We start from the raw sequence: 15080 nt of genomic DNA on the forward strand, positions 1-15080 counted from the left end.
CTATTGTCTACTTGACAGGGTCAAGTTTAAAGGGAGTTTCTTCTTTAATTTTACATTTTTCATTATTCATTTTACATTGTGCTACAGCCCCTTTTTTATAAGCACTATTAATTAATAAAATAAAGCATAAAATTTTCAAAATAAGATATATTTTATAAAAATTCAGAAAATAGCTCTTGAATAATATGTATTTATTATATAATCTTATATATGTATAAAAATTTATATTTTTATTAAAAAAGAAATATACAATATGAGGAGTAGATTATGGTAGATTCGTTAATTAATTGGTTTACTAGCACCTTAAGCTTTATGCCAAAGGAAGTTGTAGTATTTATAATATCAATGGTGCCGATTTTAGAACTTAGAGGAGGATTAATTGCAGCATCATTACTAGGTATTGGAGTAGTTGAAGCAATAATTATATGTATTGTAGGAAATATAGTTCCTATTCCATTTATTTTATTTTTTATTACCCCAATATTCAATTATATGAAGAAAACTAAATTATTTAGGCCTTTAGTTGAAAAGCTAGAAGAAAAATCAATGGCCAAAAGTGACCAAATTAAAAAATATGAATTTTGGGGACTAGCTTTATTTGTAGGAATACCATTACCAGGAACGGGAGCATGGACAGGAGCTCTTATAGCAGCATTATTAGGAATTGATGTTAAGAAAGCATCCCTATCAATTTTTATAGGAATACTTATAGCAACAGCAATAATGACTATTATATCTTATGGTATCCCATTTGCAATTCAAGCAATGGCATAAAGATAAAATTTAGAAACTAAAATAGAAGAGGCTTTATAACCAATAATAATATTGGCTATAGTTAAATTTATATAATTACATAATTCCCATCTAGGAGGAATTATTTCATTTAATTAGAGAGAGGTAAAATAACATGGTGGTGCGACTTGGAGCTTGCGACGGAGCATACACCCTGTTATTTTACCTCTATTTTTATAGTTTTTGGATCATATTTTCTAATATTTTAGTTGAATTATTAACAGCTATAGGAATAAACTTTTCATAATCCATATGAGCTCCATTATTAGCATTATCTGAAATTGATCTAATAACTACAAAAGGAATACTATTTAGATAACAAACTTGTGCTATACTAGCACCTTCCATTTCACATGCCATAGCATTAAATTCTTTTTCAAACCACTTAATTTTGTCCACACTTGAAATAAATTGATCCCCAGAAACTATTCTACCTGAGAAAGTATTAATTTCTTTAATTTCATCACAAGATTCTAATGCAGCATTAATTAAAGCTTCATCACATTTAAAATCAAAGGTATCTAATCTTGGAATTTGACCATGAGGATCTCCAAAAACTGTAGTATCCATATCATGTTGAACTAAGTTAGTACCTACTACTACATCTCCAGGGTAAATATTCTTACCAATTCCACCTGCAACTCCAACATTAATTATAGAATCTACATTAAATTCAGATATTAATATTTGTGAGCAAACAGCAGCATTTACCTTACCAATTCCACAAACAACAGCAATTATATCTTTATTTTCTAAGCTTCCTCTATAGAAAGTCATATTGGCTTTTTTAGTTTCCTCTTTAATATCCATATCCTTTAGAAGAAGTTCTAATTCTTCACTCATTGCACTTATAATTCCTAATATCATAAATTATCCTCCTTAAATTTATGTACACATAACTTAAATCTTTTAATATCTTATCATATTATCTACATTATTTAAATAAGATATATAATTTGACAATTTTTAATTAATATCCAAAAAAATATTGTTGTTAATAGATTAATAATAGTCTAAAATAGGATATATTAAATTTAAGTATTTTTGTTAAACACAAGATATATAAAGGAGAGAAATTAATGTTACAACATCCATTATCTAGAACAGAACTTCTTGTAGGTTCTGATGGATTAGAAAAATTAAAAAATGCAAAAGTAATGGTATTTGGTGTTGGTGGAGTAGGAAGCTTTGCAGTAGAAGCTTTAACTAGAGCTGGAGTAGGTACTTTAATATTAGTAGATGATGATACTGTTTGCCTTACTAACTTAAATAGACAAATACATGCTACATATAAGACAATAAGTCAAGTTAAGGTAGAAGTTATGAAAGAAAGAGTACTTTCTATAAATAGAAAGTGTAATGTTATAACTCATCAAATTTTCGTTACACCTGATAATTTAAGTGAATTAATTCCTGATGATGTTGACTATGTAATAGATGCTATTGATACAGTTTCTGCAAAAATAGCATTAGCAGAGTATTGCTATGAAAAAGGAATCAATATAATTGCTTCAATGGGAACTGGTAACAAATTTGACCCAACGCAATTTAAGGTGGCAAATATATATGATACAAAGGTTTGCCCTTTAGCTAAAGTTATGAGATATGAACTTAAAAAAAGAGGAGTTAAAAAGCTAAAAGTAGTATATTCAGAAGAAAAGCCAACTAAACCAAAAACAGAAGATGTAGTAACTTGTAAAACAGGATGCGTTTGTACAGGTGGCACTAAAAAATGTACTTCTAAAAGACAAATACCAGGAAGTATATCATATGTTCCTCCAGTAGCTGGAATGATTTTAGGTGGAGAAGTAGTTCAATCTATATTAGGATTAAAATAATATATAAATATTTAAAAAGAAGTGTGAAGATAATTATTAACATAATATTATTTTCACACTTTTTGTTTAGCCTTTTCTAAACTTAGAAGTTCATCTCTATAATTTTTAGGAGTTATCCCAGTAACCTTTCTAAACATTTGGCTAAAGTATGAGGAATTAGAAAACCCAACAATAGAAGCTATATCTCTAATTGAATAATTAGTAGTTGAAAGCAAGTTTTTTGCTTCCTGTATACGTTTATTTATTGCATAATTAATTGGAGATAAACCAATTTGTTTAGTAAAGGTATGAACTAAGTGGAATTTGTTCATATAAGTTAAGTTAGATAAAAAATCTAAGGTTATATTTTGAGAATAATGAGAATCTATATAGTTTTTTATCTTTATACACTCTAAATTTAACTTCTCTCTAGATTCTTCTATAAATATTAGTGAGCTTCTACTTCTAATAATGTAGGTAATAAACATATTTAAAATGCTTTTACATACTATTTCATAATTAAATTCCTTATTTTGTATTTCTTTTATTAGAGTATTAAAATAATTTAAAATTACATCTTTATCCTTAGCAAAATTCATAATCTCATATAACTTAATTTGTTTATCATTGTCAGTTAAACTATAGGATTCGGGAAAGTTTAATAATAGATTATCTACTCCCATAACAATATACTCAAGTGGAACATCTGATAGTGAGGATTTTTCTGTGTGCAAGCAATTAGAATTAATTATAATTAAGTCCCACTTTTCCACATTAACAATTTGATCACTTAAGTAAAAGGCTCCTTTTCCATCCGTAATAAAAAATATTTCTGTAAATGGATGAAAGTGAGCAGTACTATGCCAATCGTTTTCAAATTTAGATTTGCTAATATAAAGTAATTCATAATTAGGGTTATACGCATTCTTATTTATTAAGTATCTAGTATTACTCATTTTAAACCTCCATTCTATATAATTATTCTATAATATAACAAGATATATATAAATATAATTATATTTATATCGCAAGATTACTATAGAATATCGCAATAATATTATTGTGTAATTGATTTCATAAAGATACAATAAATTTATAAAATAAACAAATAAATAAGGGGGGAGACAAGATATATGCGTAAGAAAAGTACTGTAAACAAGGTGTTTGTAGGGTTATCAGTGATGCCGGCACTTATACTATTTATAGTATTTATGGTGATTCCAACGATAAATGTCTTTTGGATGTCACTATTTAAATGGGGCGGATTATCTAATAACAAGAAGTTTGTAGGATTAAGCAATTTTACAATATTATTTAAAGACGGTAATTTCATTAAGTCATTTCAAAATACATTGTTTTTGCTAGTAATAGTTACTATAGTTACTATGATTTTAGCAATAATTTCAGCAGCAATACTAACTAAAAAAGAAACAAAGTTTAAAAATTTCTTTAGAGTAGTCTTTTACTTTCCTAATATATTATCAGTAGTAGTCATTTCAGCTATATTTTCAGCTATATTGGATCCGGAAAGAGGAATAATAAATGCAAGCCTTAGTAGTTTAGGTTTAGAAAACTTAAAAAGAATGTGGCTAGGAGACCAAAAGGTAGTTATATGGTGTATAGCCATAGCCATGATATGGCAAGCTGTTGGATATTATATGGTTATGTATATGGCAAGCATGAGTAGTATTCCAGATAGTCTTTACGAAGCAGCTGACTTAGAAGGAGCCACAAGAACACAACAATTTTTCACTATTACTTTACCTCTAATATGGAATGTTATAAGAACAACATTAACTTTCTTTATAATTAGTACAATCAATCTAAGTTTCCTTTTTGTAAAGGTTATGACATCAGGTGGGCCAGATGGTTCTTCAGAAGTTTTCTTAAGTTATATGTACAAGCAGGCTTACTCTAATTCATCTTATGGATATGGTATGGCAATAGGGGTTATAATTTTCATTTTCTCCTTTGGCTTATCATTAGTAATTAGTAAGGCTACTAAGAGAGAAGTAATTGAATTCTAAGGAGGGATTAATATGGACAAATTATATAAAAAGACATCAACAGAAAAGTTAATGAAGATTTTTACTTATTTATGTTTATCTATATTTGCATTAAGTATATTAGTTCCTCTAGGGTGGGCTATATTAGCATCATTTAAGCATAAATCAGAGTTTTATGGAAATCCATGGGCTCTACCAAAAGGATTATATTTTGAGAATTTCACTAAGGCATTTGTAGATGCTAATATGGGAAATTACTTTATGAATTCAGTAATAGTTACAGCATTAGCACTAATAATACTATTAGTTGTTTCTATACCAGCTGCATATGTATTATCCAGATTTGAATTTAAAAGCAAGAAAATATTAAATTTATTATTTTCAGCTGGATTATTTATAAATGTTAACTATATTGTAGTTCCAATTTTCTTATTAGTATTAGATGGAGAAAAATTAATTAGAAGCATTTTTGAAATTCCAACTAGTATGACCGTATTTTTAGATAGTAGGATAGTGCTTAGTATTATATATGCATCTACAGCTCTACCTTTTACTATATATCTACTTATGACATTTTTTAAGTCATTACCAAAGGCCTATGAAGAGGCAGCTTATGTTGATGGTTGTAGTAATTTAAAAACATTAATTCACGTTATAATGCCAATGGCCAAGCCTAGTATAATAACCGTAATATTATTTAATTTTCTAGGATTTTGGAATGAATATATCATTGCTCTTACTATGTTACCTAATAAAGCAAAAACATTACCACTTGGACTTATTAATTTAATGCAAGTACAAAAGACAGCTACAGATTATGGCTCTTTATATGCAGGTTTAGTAATAGTAATGATTCCAACAATAGTTTTCTATATATTAGTTCAAAAGAAATTAACAGAAGGTATGACAGTAGGAGGCATAAAAGAATAAATAAGGAGGACAATAATGAATAAAGGCAGAGTTACAATTCCAACAGATGATAATTTTTTAAAAGAGACTATGGAAATTGCAGAAAAATGGGGAGCAGATGCTATAAGAGATTGTGATGGCTTTAAGCTACCAAAGGAAATAAAGGATTTAGCTAAAAAAGTATATTCTACTTACTTTGTTACTCGTGGAGATAATGACTGGGCAGAGAAAAACCCAGAAGAATTACAACAAACTTATTTAATGACTAAGCATCACATAGCAACCTCAAATTTACTAACTATAAATATTATGGATGGATATTTTAAGGAACAGGTAAAACCTGATAGCTATCATGATATTAAGGAGTTTTGGGAAGTAATAGATAGAACTACTAGTGAAGTAGTTAGTTTAGATAAGTGGATATATAATGAAGAAACTCAAGAAGTAACAATTAATGAAGCTAAACCTTGGCATGAATATACAGTTTCATTCTTAGCATACTGCTTATGGGATCCAACACAAATGTATAACCATATAACAAATAATTGGGGTGATAAACCTCATGAAATTCCTTTTGATGCAAGAAAACCAAAAACAAATAAATATATATTTGAAGCTATGCATAAATGGTTAGATGAACATCCAGAAGCAGATGTTGTAAGGTTCACAACATTCTTTTACCACTTTACATTAGTATTTAATGATAAGGCAAAGGAAAAATACGTAGACTGGTTTGGATATAGTTCAAGTGTTAGTGCAGAAGCATTAACAGAGTTTGAAAAGGTTAAAGGGTACAAGTTAAGGGCCGAAGATATTATTGATGAAGGGTACTATAATAGCTCATTTAGAGTTCCAAGTAAAAAGTTTTTAGATTATATGGATTTTCAACAAAAGTTTGTTTCAGATAATGTGAAGAAGTTAGTAGATATAGTTCATGATAATGGAAGAGAAGCTATGATGTTTCTAGGTGACAACTGGATAGGAACTGAACCTTATGGAAAGTACTTTGAAAATATAGGTTTAGATGCAGTAGTTGGATCTGTAGGCGGAGGAGCTACTTTAAGAATGATTTCTGATATTCCAGGAGTTAAATATACTGAAGGAAGATTTTTACCATACTTCTTCCCAGACACTTTCCATGAAGGAAATGATCCTACTATTGAGGCAAGAGATAATTGGTTAACAGCAAGACGTGCAATTATGAGAAAGCCAGTAGACAGAATAGGCTATGGTGGATATTTATCACTAGCATATAAGTTCCCTAAATTTGTGGATTATATTGAAAGTGTTTGTAATGAGTTTAGAGAGATTTATGACACTATAAATGGAAATAAACCTTACTGTGGATTAAAGGTTGCTGTATTAAATTGCTGGGGTAAATTACGTACTTGGCAAACTCATATGGTTGCTCATGCATTATGGTATAAGCAAATATATACTTATTTAGGGGTAATAGAATCTCTTAGTGGTATGAGTGTAGATGTAAGCTTTATAAGTTTTGATGATATTAAAGAAAATGGAGTGCCAGAAGGTATTGATGTTATTATTAATGCTGGTGATGCAGGAACAGCCTTCAGTGGTGGAGAAAAATGGCTAGATGAAGAGATTATAACAAAGATAAGAAAGTGGATATTTGAAGGTGGTGGATTTATAGGAATTGGAGAACCATCAGCTGTTTTAAATGGAGGTCATTACTTCCAATTAGCAGATGCATTTGGAATTGATAAGGAATTAGGATTCTCTTTAAGTTCAGATAAGTACTTTACTAAAGAAGTAGATTCACATTTTATAACTGAAGATATATTTGAAGATATTAATTTTGGCGAAGGTCAAAAGAATATCTATTCATTAAGTGAAAATACAGAAATTGTAAAATATACAAAGGGTGACTTATTAATGTCAGCTAATAAATATGGAAAGGGTAGAGCTGTATATATTGCAGGACTTCCATATTCAATTCAAAATACTCGTATCTTAACTAGAGCTTGCTACTATGCAGCCAACAAGGAAGAGGAAATGAAGAAGTGGTATGCTGATAATCCATACTGTGAAGTTTCAGCTTATTTAGATTCTAATAAATACGCTGTAATTAATAATTCAAATGAAAAGCAAGTATCAAATATTTATGATGGAGATGGTAAGTTAATGACTTTAGAATTAGCTCCAACTGAAATAAGGTGGATTGATATTAATTAATATCTATTTCAAAGGAGGATTATAATGTTAAAAAATATAATTTTAACTATATTGTTCTTTGTATCTTTGCTTTTGGTTATAAAGGGTAATTCAATTACAGGATACTTTGGGTTAAGTATTATGTTTATTGGTATGGCTGGGATAATATTGGAGCTTTATATTTATAATAAAAAATATCAGTAATTTAAGTATATTGATATCTAAGCAATATATTTAAATTATTAAGCAAAAATCTTATATTATTAACGTTTACAAGTGCTTAAAATTAACTTATAAACAATAATTGCTTTTATTAAAAATTATGGTATAAATATAAAATGGTTTATTGAAAAGGGAGGAAATATAATGAAAAAAAGAACATTAGCGTTAATACTAAGTTCAATTATGGCAATGACTACTTTAGTAGGGTGTGGTCCAAAAGAAGAAGCTTCAACTGACACAGGAAAAGAAACTAAGACATTAAAAATAGCGGCTTTTGAAGGTGGCTATGGAAAAGTTTATTGGGAAAAGCTAAAAGAAAATTTTGAAAAGCAACATGAAGGAGTAACAGTAGAATTAACAGTTGCTTCAAATATCGAAGAAGTTATTCGTCCTCAAATTCAAGCAGGAAATGTACCAGATTTTATTTATCTAGCAACTGGAAGACCAGATGCATTAACAGAAACCTTTACTAAAGAGCAAGGATTACATGATTTAAGCAATGTATTATCTAAGACTATTCCAGGAGAAAGTGTAACAGTTAAGGACAAGCTATTACCAGGATTTATTGATAGTTATGCAACTAATCCATATGCTGATGGTAAGACTTATTTATTACCTTTATTCTATAGTCCAACAGGAATGTTCTATAATAAAACTTTATTTAAGGACAATGGATATGAACTTCCAACAACTTGGGATGAAATGTTTGCTTTAGGAGATAAGGCAAAAGCTGATGGAATATCATTATGGTCATACCCAACAGCAGGATACCTTGATTGTATGATTCCTCCTATGCTTGCAGCAGCTGGTGGCACAAAAGCTTTTGATGATGCAATGAATTATGCAGAAGGCTTCTGGATGTCAGAGCCTGCTACAAAGACTTTAGAAACAGTTGGAAAACTTAAGGATTATTTAGAACCAACAGTAGTAGCTAATGCTAACAATCAAAGCTTTAAAAATAATCAACAATTAATTTTAGATAACAAAGTATTATTTATACCTAATGGAAACTGGTTACCAGGAGAAATGAATGATGCTCCAAGAGCAGAGGGTTTTGAATGGGGATTCATGCCATATCCAGCATTTAACAAGGGTGGAGATCAATATGCTGTAAGTTTTATTGAGCAAATGTATATTCCAAAGGATTCTAAAAATATAGAATTAGCAGAAGAATTTATGGCTTATATGTATAGTGATGAAGCTGTTAATATTATTGCAGAAAATGCTAAGGGAGTTGTTCCAGTTAAGGGTTCAATGGAAATTGCAACTAAACATTTAGAGCCATTACAAGTTGAATTATTAAAGATGTATGATAATGGAGCTAAGGCATTAATTGGAGTATTTGCAGCAACTAACCCGGTAGAAGGATTAAAATATTCAGATGTTTATGTAGGAACAGTTGACTCTGTAATGACTGGAGATAAAACAGTTAAGGACTGGCAAACTGCTTTACAAGAAGCTACTGATAAGATGAGAGATAATTTAATTAAATAATAGTAAAAAGAGGCTTTTTAGCCTCTTTTTTTATAATTTTATATGGCAATAGCCATTTGGGTTTTTCTTTAAATATTTTTGATGATATTCTTCAGCTTTATAATAGTTGACTAACGGAACTACCTCTGTAACTATTTTTTTATCATAATTTTTTTGATTCTCTTCTTTACTTTTTAATATTGTATCTAAGTCACTTTCATCTAAATAAAATATTCCTGTTCTATATTGACTCCCAACATCAGGACCTTGTCTATTTAAAGCAGTTGGATCTACTATTGACCAATATTCTTTTAACAAGTTTTCTAATGATAAAATATTTTCATCATATTCAACTAAGCAAACTTCAGCAAAGTAAGTATTTTTATAGCATACATCTTCATAAGTTGGATTTTCAGTTCTTCCATTAGCGTAACCAACTTCAGTAGATATAACTCCATTAATTCTAGATAAGAATTCTTCAACTCCCCAAAAACATCCACCAGCTAAAACTATTTTTTTCATTCTATCACTCTCCTCACTATATTGTTTATTATTTATCTTATATTATACATCTTAAATACTGATTAAGTATAACTATTTAAACAATATATTAATATTTATATCCTCACCAATAATTTGTCTAAACAAATTAGTAAGAGACAGTTTATTTCCCCAGCTTTTATCAATAGTTATAAATTTATATAGCTCTATCTCTAAGGGGATAATTTTACTTGTGCTTCTTATTTCATTAATTAAACTTTCTTCTGTAATTATGTTTAAAGGCTTCATAAAATCTCCTAAATAACATAGTAATATATAGTAAATATATGAAAAATTACTTATAATAATGAAATAACTTATTGTTACATTTGGATTAGCTAGTATAATATATTGTGTAAATTATATTTTTTTCGTTATAATAGAGATAATAGTAAACAGATTCAACTTAGGAGATAGTATTATGAATAAAAATAAGGAAATAAATATAGAACTAGTTAAGGGAAGCCTTAATGATTATAAAATTAAGGATAGAACTAATATTTTTATAGGAAGGTTTACTATAACGGAGCTAGACAAGGATAATAAAAGATGTAATATTAGATTAAAGTTCTTTAAAGAAAATAAACAGGTTTTACTAAGAGAAACCATATTGTGTATTTTAAGAACAATTTTTAAGGATGGTACAATTCATAAAGCTAACATACTAGTAGATGAAAATATAGATTACAAGGTTTTTTTAGATTTAGGCTTTACTTTAGAAGGTATATTTACAGAAAGTATATTTTTAAATGGAGTATTTCTAGATGAATTAAGCTTTGGAATCAATAGAAGTGAATTTAATAATAAACAAAGAAATTATATTGTTAGTTTAAAAGGTAAGAGAATAGCTTTGAGAAGCTTTACACCTGATTGTGCAGAGGAATTATTAGATTATTATATAAGAAATAAAGAACATTTAAGCTACTATGAGCCTACAAGAGATAATAGTTTTTATACAATTGAAACACAAAGGGATATACTTCTTGAAAGTTATAAAAATCTTATGAATGGTACTGGAATTGATTTAGGCATTTATAAAGATGATAAATTAATAGGTAAGATTAAAATATCTAATATTGTCTACGGTGTATTTAAAAATGGAATCGTTGGCTATTCCTTAGATAAGGATTTTCAAGGAAAAGGGTATATGACAGAAGCTCTAACTTTAGCATCAAAGTATGCAGAAACAGAATTAGAACTTCATAGATTAGAAGCATCAGTTTTAATTGATAATGATAAATCAAGGTCAGTTCTAACTAAGTGTGGCTTTAAAGAAATAGGCCTAAACGAAAAATATTTATTTATAAATGGATATTGGAGAGACCACATAACATTTTATAAAATATTATAGAATGATTAATTTTAGTAATGGTAGAGGGGGGTGATGGCATGGATAAAATAATATTAAATAACAATGTGAAGGTTATAAAATCTTTTAATAACAACATATTATTAGTAAGAGATAATGGGAAAGAAAAAATATTATTTCAAAAGGGGATAGGTTTTGGAAAAAAGCTAGGAGATTTAATAGAAAAAGGTACAGTAATAGAAAAGATATTTATAATAGCAGATGAAGATAATCAAAGAAATTTTAATGAGATTTTAAATAGAGTTGACTCTAAGCTAATCGCATTAGTAGAAGAGGTAATTGCTGAAATTACTGATGAATTAGGTGAAGAACTAAATGAAAATATTCACGTAGGGTTAATAGATCACTTGTTTTATGCTATAAGGAGACTTAAGGATAATGAAGAGATTCAAAATCCATTTTTAGTAGAGATAGAAACTCTTTATGGAAGAGAATTTAGTATGGCTTGTAGATTATCTAGTAGAATAAAGGAAGAATTGAAGGTAGAAATGCCTGAAGGTGAAAAGGGATTTATAGCATTACATATTCATTCAGCTAGAAATAATGGTAAGTTATCAAACACTATAAAATATAGCTTCTTAAGTAATTCTATAATAGAACATGTAGAGGATAGACTTAAAATAAAAATAGATAGAAAATCTTTAGATTATGCTAGGTTTTTAACTCATATAAGATTTGCTATAGAAAGAATAATAACTAATAGTCAAATAAAAAATGACTTAATTGATGTTATTAAAGTAAAATATAGATTATCCTATAAGATTGCTGAGGAAGCTAGAGTTATAATTTGCAAAATTCTTGATATTGATAATATATCAGAGGATGAAATTGCTTATTTGGCTATGCATATAGAAAGATTTAGAGTATCTTTAATTAAATAGAAATCATAAAAAAATGGTACTGAATTTCAAAATTCAGTACCATTTTTTATGTTTTTTAAACTTCAAAGTTAACAACTGTAGTTTTTCCAGCAACAACTTCTCCACTCTCAATAGGAGTAATTGATTTAGTTGCATCAACATTAGTTATAAGAACTGGTGTTGCAAGTGATAAACCTTTGCTTAATATAAACTCTCTATCTATTTTTATTAAAGGAGTACCAGCTTTTACTTTTGTTCCTTGTTCAACTAATTGCTCAAAACCTTCTCCATCAAGAGCAACAGTTTCTAATCCGATATGAACAAGTAATTCTAGTCCATTTTCTAAAGTCATAGCAAATGCGTGCTTGGTTTTGAATATTAAAGTAACTTCTCCATCTGCAGGTGCAACAACAGTATCACCTTCAGCAAGTATAGCCATTCCGTCTCCAGCAAGTTTTTCTGCGAAAACAGGATCTGGAACTTCTGATAAAGGCATTGCTTTACCTGAAACAGGAGCAACAAGAACGTTAGAATTAGTATTTGTAGCTACTATTTCTTCATTTTTTGAGTCTGAGTTGAATAAATTTTTTAGAAATTTAAACATATTATTTCCTGAATAATCAGGAATTCACATCCTTTCTGTTTTAGATTTATTGACATAACTATAGTATTCATTAATTTAAAATAATAAATACATAATATAATATGTCACTAATTAAAAATAAAAGGCATAAGTCCCTATTTAGTTATGGACTCATGCCTGATTAAACAGTAACACGTCTATAATGATTATATATATACTTATTAGTAAAAGTCAATAAATTATAGAAAAAATATGGAATTAGGAAAGTATAAAAAAATTTAAAAATTTAAAAAAAATATATTGAAAACAATAACATTAGGTGATAGAATGTTATTGTAATTAAAAAATATATGAATTTAGGCGTGTTATCAATTAATGAGCATGAGCCGAAGAGGGTTTTATAAAAATATAATTTCCTTTTCGGTTTTTTTTGTTTCATAAGGTATTATTTTTTATCTGTCTAGATTTATATAAAATATTAAGGAGGAATTATTATTATGATGAAGTATCTTCAAAGACTAGGAAAATCATTAATGCTTCCAGTTGCAGCACTTCCAGTTGCTAGTATCTTAATGGGTATAGGTTATTGGCTTGACCCAACAGGTTGGGGTGCTAATAGTATAGGCGCAGCTTTCTTATTAAAAGCAGGTGGAGCATTAATAGATAACATGGCAATACTATTTGCTATTGGGGTAGCAGTTGGTATGTCAGATGACAACGATGGAACAGCAGGACTTGCTGGATTAGTTTCATGGCTTGTAATAACAACATTATTAAGTACAGGTGCTGTTGCAATGTTTAAGGGAATAGATGTTGCAGAAGTTCCAGCAGCTTTCAGCAAAACTCAAACTCAATTTATAGGTATCATTGCAGGTTTAATTGGTGCTAGTTGTTATAATAAGTTTAAAAACACTAAGTTACCTGATGCATTAGGATTCTTTAGTGGTAAGAGATCAGTTGCTATAATGACAGCTTTAGCTTCATTAGTTGCATCATTAATATTATTCTTTATATGGCCAGTAGTTTACAATGCACTAGTATCATTTGGTAAAGCAATTATTTCTACAGGTGCAATTGGATCAGGTATTTATGCATTCTTTAATAGATTGTTAATTCCATTTGGATTACACCATGCACTTAATTCAGTATTCTGGTTTGATGTTGCTGGAATTAATGATCTTGGAAACTTCTGGGCAGGAACAGGTACTCAAGGGGTAACTGGAATGTACATGACAGGATTCTTCCCAGTTATGATGTTTGGTTTACCAGCAGGAGCTTTAGCTATGTATCATACAGCTAAAGATAATAAGAAGAAAGTTGTATATGGATTATTATTAGCAGCAGCTTTATCTTCATTCTTCACAGGAGTTACAGAACCATTAGAATTTGCATTTATGTTCTTAGCTCCAGGACTATATGTAGTACATGCTTTATTAACAGGTTTATCTGCAGTAGTTACTACTTTATTACCAGTTAGAGCTGGATTTAACTTCAGTGCAGGATTTGTTGATTGGTTCTTAAGCTTTAAGGCACCAATGGCTGAAAATCCATGGTTAATAATACCTATAGGTTTAGCGTTTGCAGTTATATACTATGTAGTATTTAGAGTTATCATTACTAAGTTTGACTTAAAAACTCCAGGAAGAGAAGATGAGGATGAACTTACAGAAAACACAGTAATTAGTGGTGATATGAATGAAGTAGCTAAAGCATATATTGAAGCTTTAGGTGGAAAAGACAATATATTAACAGTAGACAACTGTGTAACAAGATTAAGACTTAATGTTAAAGATAATTCAGTTGTTGCAGATAAGAAGTTAACATCTTTAGGAGCTAGAGGTATTATAAGACCTGGAAAAGGTAGCATTCAAGTTATAGTTGGAACAAATGTACAATTCGTAGCTGATGCAGTAAAAGCTGAATTAAAGAAATAGATAATATTATAAAAGGGGAAGAATTTAAATTCTTCCTCTTTTTGCGTATATATAAATTATATAGCATCTGAATAAAGGATTTTATAAAAAAATAAAGGTTAACTCAACCTGGTGTATCAATAACAGCAATATGTTGAAAAATGGAGAATAAAGTAGAAAAGAGATATTGTTTTTATATGAAAGATTAATTACGCAATAATTATTTTTGATATAAGTGTTAAGATAAATCTCGTTCCCGACAAAAACAAACAAAAAGGGACAAACGATTAAAAGATTTTAAAAGTCGAAAAATGTTGACAAACAAATCTTTTAGTAGTATAATAAATGAGTCGCTTGAGGGTGACGAAGAAAATGGTCTTTGAAAATTGAACAGAAAATAAGTTAAGTAAAATAAACCAGC

At 28.9% G+C, this 15080-nt stretch carries 15 protein-coding genes; 10 read left to right on the forward strand and 5 right to left on the reverse strand.

Going from position 1 to position 15080, the window contains the following annotated elements; all coding sequences use genetic code 11:
* Positions 1-267 precede the first annotated feature (267 nt).
* Entirely contained in the window at positions 268-774 is a 507-nt protein-coding gene (locus tag HUJ77_RS08930; protein WP_291708235.1) for a small multi-drug export protein, read from the forward strand.
* A 192-nt stretch (positions 775-966) separates the two neighbouring features.
* Here HUJ77_RS08930 and HUJ77_RS08935 read toward each other — a convergent pair whose 3' ends face one another.
* On the reverse strand, positions 967-1659 hold the full coding sequence (locus HUJ77_RS08935) for a 5'-methylthioadenosine/adenosylhomocysteine nucleosidase (RefSeq protein ID WP_291708236.1): 693 nt from the start codon (positions 1657-1659) through the stop codon (positions 967-969).
* A gap of 212 nt (positions 1660-1871) precedes the next feature.
* Between HUJ77_RS08935 and HUJ77_RS08940 the strand changes: the two genes are divergently transcribed.
* Positions 1872-2630 carry a tRNA threonylcarbamoyladenosine dehydratase gene (locus HUJ77_RS08940; protein ID WP_291708237.1) on the forward strand — a complete coding sequence of 253 codons (759 nt, stop codon included), beginning with the start codon at positions 1872-1874 and terminating at the stop codon, positions 2628-2630.
* 53 nt (positions 2631-2683) lie between these two features.
* Here HUJ77_RS08940 and HUJ77_RS08945 read toward each other — a convergent pair whose 3' ends face one another.
* Positions 2684-3565 carry an AraC family transcriptional regulator gene (locus tag HUJ77_RS08945; protein ID WP_291708238.1) on the reverse strand — a complete coding sequence of 294 codons (882 nt, stop codon included), beginning with the start codon at positions 3563-3565 and terminating at the stop codon, positions 2684-2686.
* Between the two features lie 177 nt (positions 3566-3742).
* Here HUJ77_RS08945 and HUJ77_RS08950 point away from each other — a divergent pair, with 177 nt between their 5' ends.
* From HUJ77_RS08950 to HUJ77_RS08970, 5 genes are all read left to right on the forward strand, one after another.
* Positions 3743-4636: a sugar ABC transporter permease gene (locus tag HUJ77_RS08950; protein ID WP_291708239.1), complete on the forward strand. Its 894-nt coding sequence runs from the start codon at positions 3743-3745 to the stop codon at positions 4634-4636.
* A gap of 12 nt (positions 4637-4648) precedes the next feature.
* Entirely contained in the window at positions 4649-5545 is an 897-nt protein-coding gene (locus tag HUJ77_RS08955) for a carbohydrate ABC transporter permease (protein WP_291708240.1), read from the forward strand.
* A gap of 15 nt (positions 5546-5560) precedes the next feature.
* Positions 5561-7720: a 1,3-beta-galactosyl-N-acetylhexosamine phosphorylase gene (gene gnpA / locus HUJ77_RS08960; RefSeq protein ID WP_291708241.1), complete on the forward strand. Its 2160-nt coding sequence runs from the start codon at positions 5561-5563 to the stop codon at positions 7718-7720.
* A gap of 24 nt (positions 7721-7744) precedes the next feature.
* Complete coding sequence (locus tag HUJ77_RS08965; RefSeq protein WP_291708242.1) at positions 7745-7903, forward strand: hypothetical protein; 159 nt, start codon at positions 7745-7747, stop codon at positions 7901-7903.
* Between the two features lie 162 nt (positions 7904-8065).
* On the forward strand, positions 8066-9415 hold the full coding sequence (locus HUJ77_RS08970) for a carbohydrate ABC transporter substrate-binding protein (RefSeq protein ID WP_291708243.1): 1350 nt from the start codon (positions 8066-8068) through the stop codon (positions 9413-9415).
* A 30-nt stretch (positions 9416-9445) separates the two neighbouring features.
* Here the strand turns inward: HUJ77_RS08970 and msrA are convergent, their stop codons facing one another.
* Positions 9446-9916, reverse strand: a complete 471-nt coding sequence (gene msrA / locus HUJ77_RS08975; protein WP_291708244.1) for a peptide-methionine (S)-S-oxide reductase MsrA — start codon at positions 9914-9916, stop codon at positions 9446-9448.
* Between the two features lie 72 nt (positions 9917-9988).
* Entirely contained in the window at positions 9989-10183 is a 195-nt protein-coding gene (locus HUJ77_RS08980) for a hypothetical protein (protein ID WP_291708245.1), read from the reverse strand.
* 172 nt (positions 10184-10355) lie between these two features.
* Between HUJ77_RS08980 and HUJ77_RS08985 the strand changes: the two genes are divergently transcribed.
* Positions 10356-11285, forward strand: a complete 930-nt coding sequence (locus tag HUJ77_RS08985; RefSeq protein WP_291708246.1) for a GNAT family protein — start codon at positions 10356-10358, stop codon at positions 11283-11285.
* Positions 11286-11323: 38 nt separating this feature from the next.
* Positions 11324-12184 carry a PRD domain-containing protein gene (locus HUJ77_RS08990; protein WP_291708247.1) on the forward strand — a complete coding sequence of 287 codons (861 nt, stop codon included), beginning with the start codon at positions 11324-11326 and terminating at the stop codon, positions 12182-12184.
* Positions 12185-12239: 55 nt separating this feature from the next.
* Here HUJ77_RS08990 and HUJ77_RS08995 read toward each other — a convergent pair whose 3' ends face one another.
* Complete coding sequence (locus HUJ77_RS08995; RefSeq protein ID WP_291708248.1) at positions 12240-12767, reverse strand: PTS glucose transporter subunit IIA; 528 nt, start codon at positions 12765-12767, stop codon at positions 12240-12242.
* 476 nt (positions 12768-13243) lie between these two features.
* Here HUJ77_RS08995 and nagE point away from each other — a divergent pair, with 476 nt between their 5' ends.
* Positions 13244-14680 carry an N-acetylglucosamine-specific PTS transporter subunit IIBC gene (gene nagE, locus HUJ77_RS09000; RefSeq protein ID WP_291708249.1) on the forward strand — a complete coding sequence of 479 codons (1437 nt, stop codon included), beginning with the start codon at positions 13244-13246 and terminating at the stop codon, positions 14678-14680.
* Positions 14681-15080: the final 400 nt, after the last annotated feature.

Source organism: Clostridium sp. (assembly GCF_021443865.1).
Classification (GTDB): Bacteria; Bacillota; Clostridia; order Clostridiales; family Clostridiaceae; genus Clostridium.

Excerpts from the sequence above, each read along its gene's own strand:
- HUJ77_RS08950 (WP_291708239.1), top strand. The coding sequence starts at position 3,743 with ATGCGTAAGAAAAGTACTGTAAACAAGGTGTTTGTAGGGTTATCAGTG.
- HUJ77_RS08965 (WP_291708242.1), top strand. The coding sequence starts at position 7,745 with ATGTTAAAAAATATAATTTTAACTATATTGTTCTTTGTATCTTTGCTT.
- msrA (WP_291708244.1), bottom strand. The coding sequence starts at position 9,916 with ATGAAAAAAATAGTTTTAGCTGGTGGATGTTTTTGGGGAGTTGAAGAA.
- HUJ77_RS08985 (WP_291708246.1), top strand. The coding sequence starts at position 10,356 with ATGAATAAAAATAAGGAAATAAATATAGAACTAGTTAAGGGAAGCCTT.
- gnpA (WP_291708241.1), top strand. The coding sequence starts at position 5,561 with ATGAATAAAGGCAGAGTTACAATTCCAACAGATGATAATTTTTTAAAA.
- HUJ77_RS08995 (WP_291708248.1), bottom strand. The coding sequence starts at position 12,767 with ATGTTTAAATTTCTAAAAAATTTATTCAACTCAGACTCAAAAAATGAA.
- HUJ77_RS08970 (WP_291708243.1), top strand. The coding sequence starts at position 8,066 with ATGAAAAAAAGAACATTAGCGTTAATACTAAGTTCAATTATGGCAATG.
- HUJ77_RS08980 (WP_291708245.1), bottom strand. The coding sequence starts at position 10,183 with ATGAAGCCTTTAAACATAATTACAGAAGAAAGTTTAATTAATGAAATA.
- HUJ77_RS08990 (WP_291708247.1), top strand. The coding sequence starts at position 11,324 with ATGGATAAAATAATATTAAATAACAATGTGAAGGTTATAAAATCTTTT.
- HUJ77_RS08945 (WP_291708238.1), bottom strand. The coding sequence starts at position 3,565 with ATGAGTAATACTAGATACTTAATAAATAAGAATGCGTATAACCCTAAT.
- HUJ77_RS08930 (WP_291708235.1), top strand. The coding sequence starts at position 268 with ATGGTAGATTCGTTAATTAATTGGTTTACTAGCACCTTAAGCTTTATG.
- HUJ77_RS08935 (WP_291708236.1), bottom strand. The coding sequence starts at position 1,659 with ATGATATTAGGAATTATAAGTGCAATGAGTGAAGAATTAGAACTTCTT.
- HUJ77_RS08940 (WP_291708237.1), top strand. The coding sequence starts at position 1,872 with ATGTTACAACATCCATTATCTAGAACAGAACTTCTTGTAGGTTCTGAT.
- nagE (WP_291708249.1), top strand. The coding sequence starts at position 13,244 with ATGATGAAGTATCTTCAAAGACTAGGAAAATCATTAATGCTTCCAGTT.
- HUJ77_RS08955 (WP_291708240.1), top strand. The coding sequence starts at position 4,649 with ATGGACAAATTATATAAAAAGACATCAACAGAAAAGTTAATGAAGATT.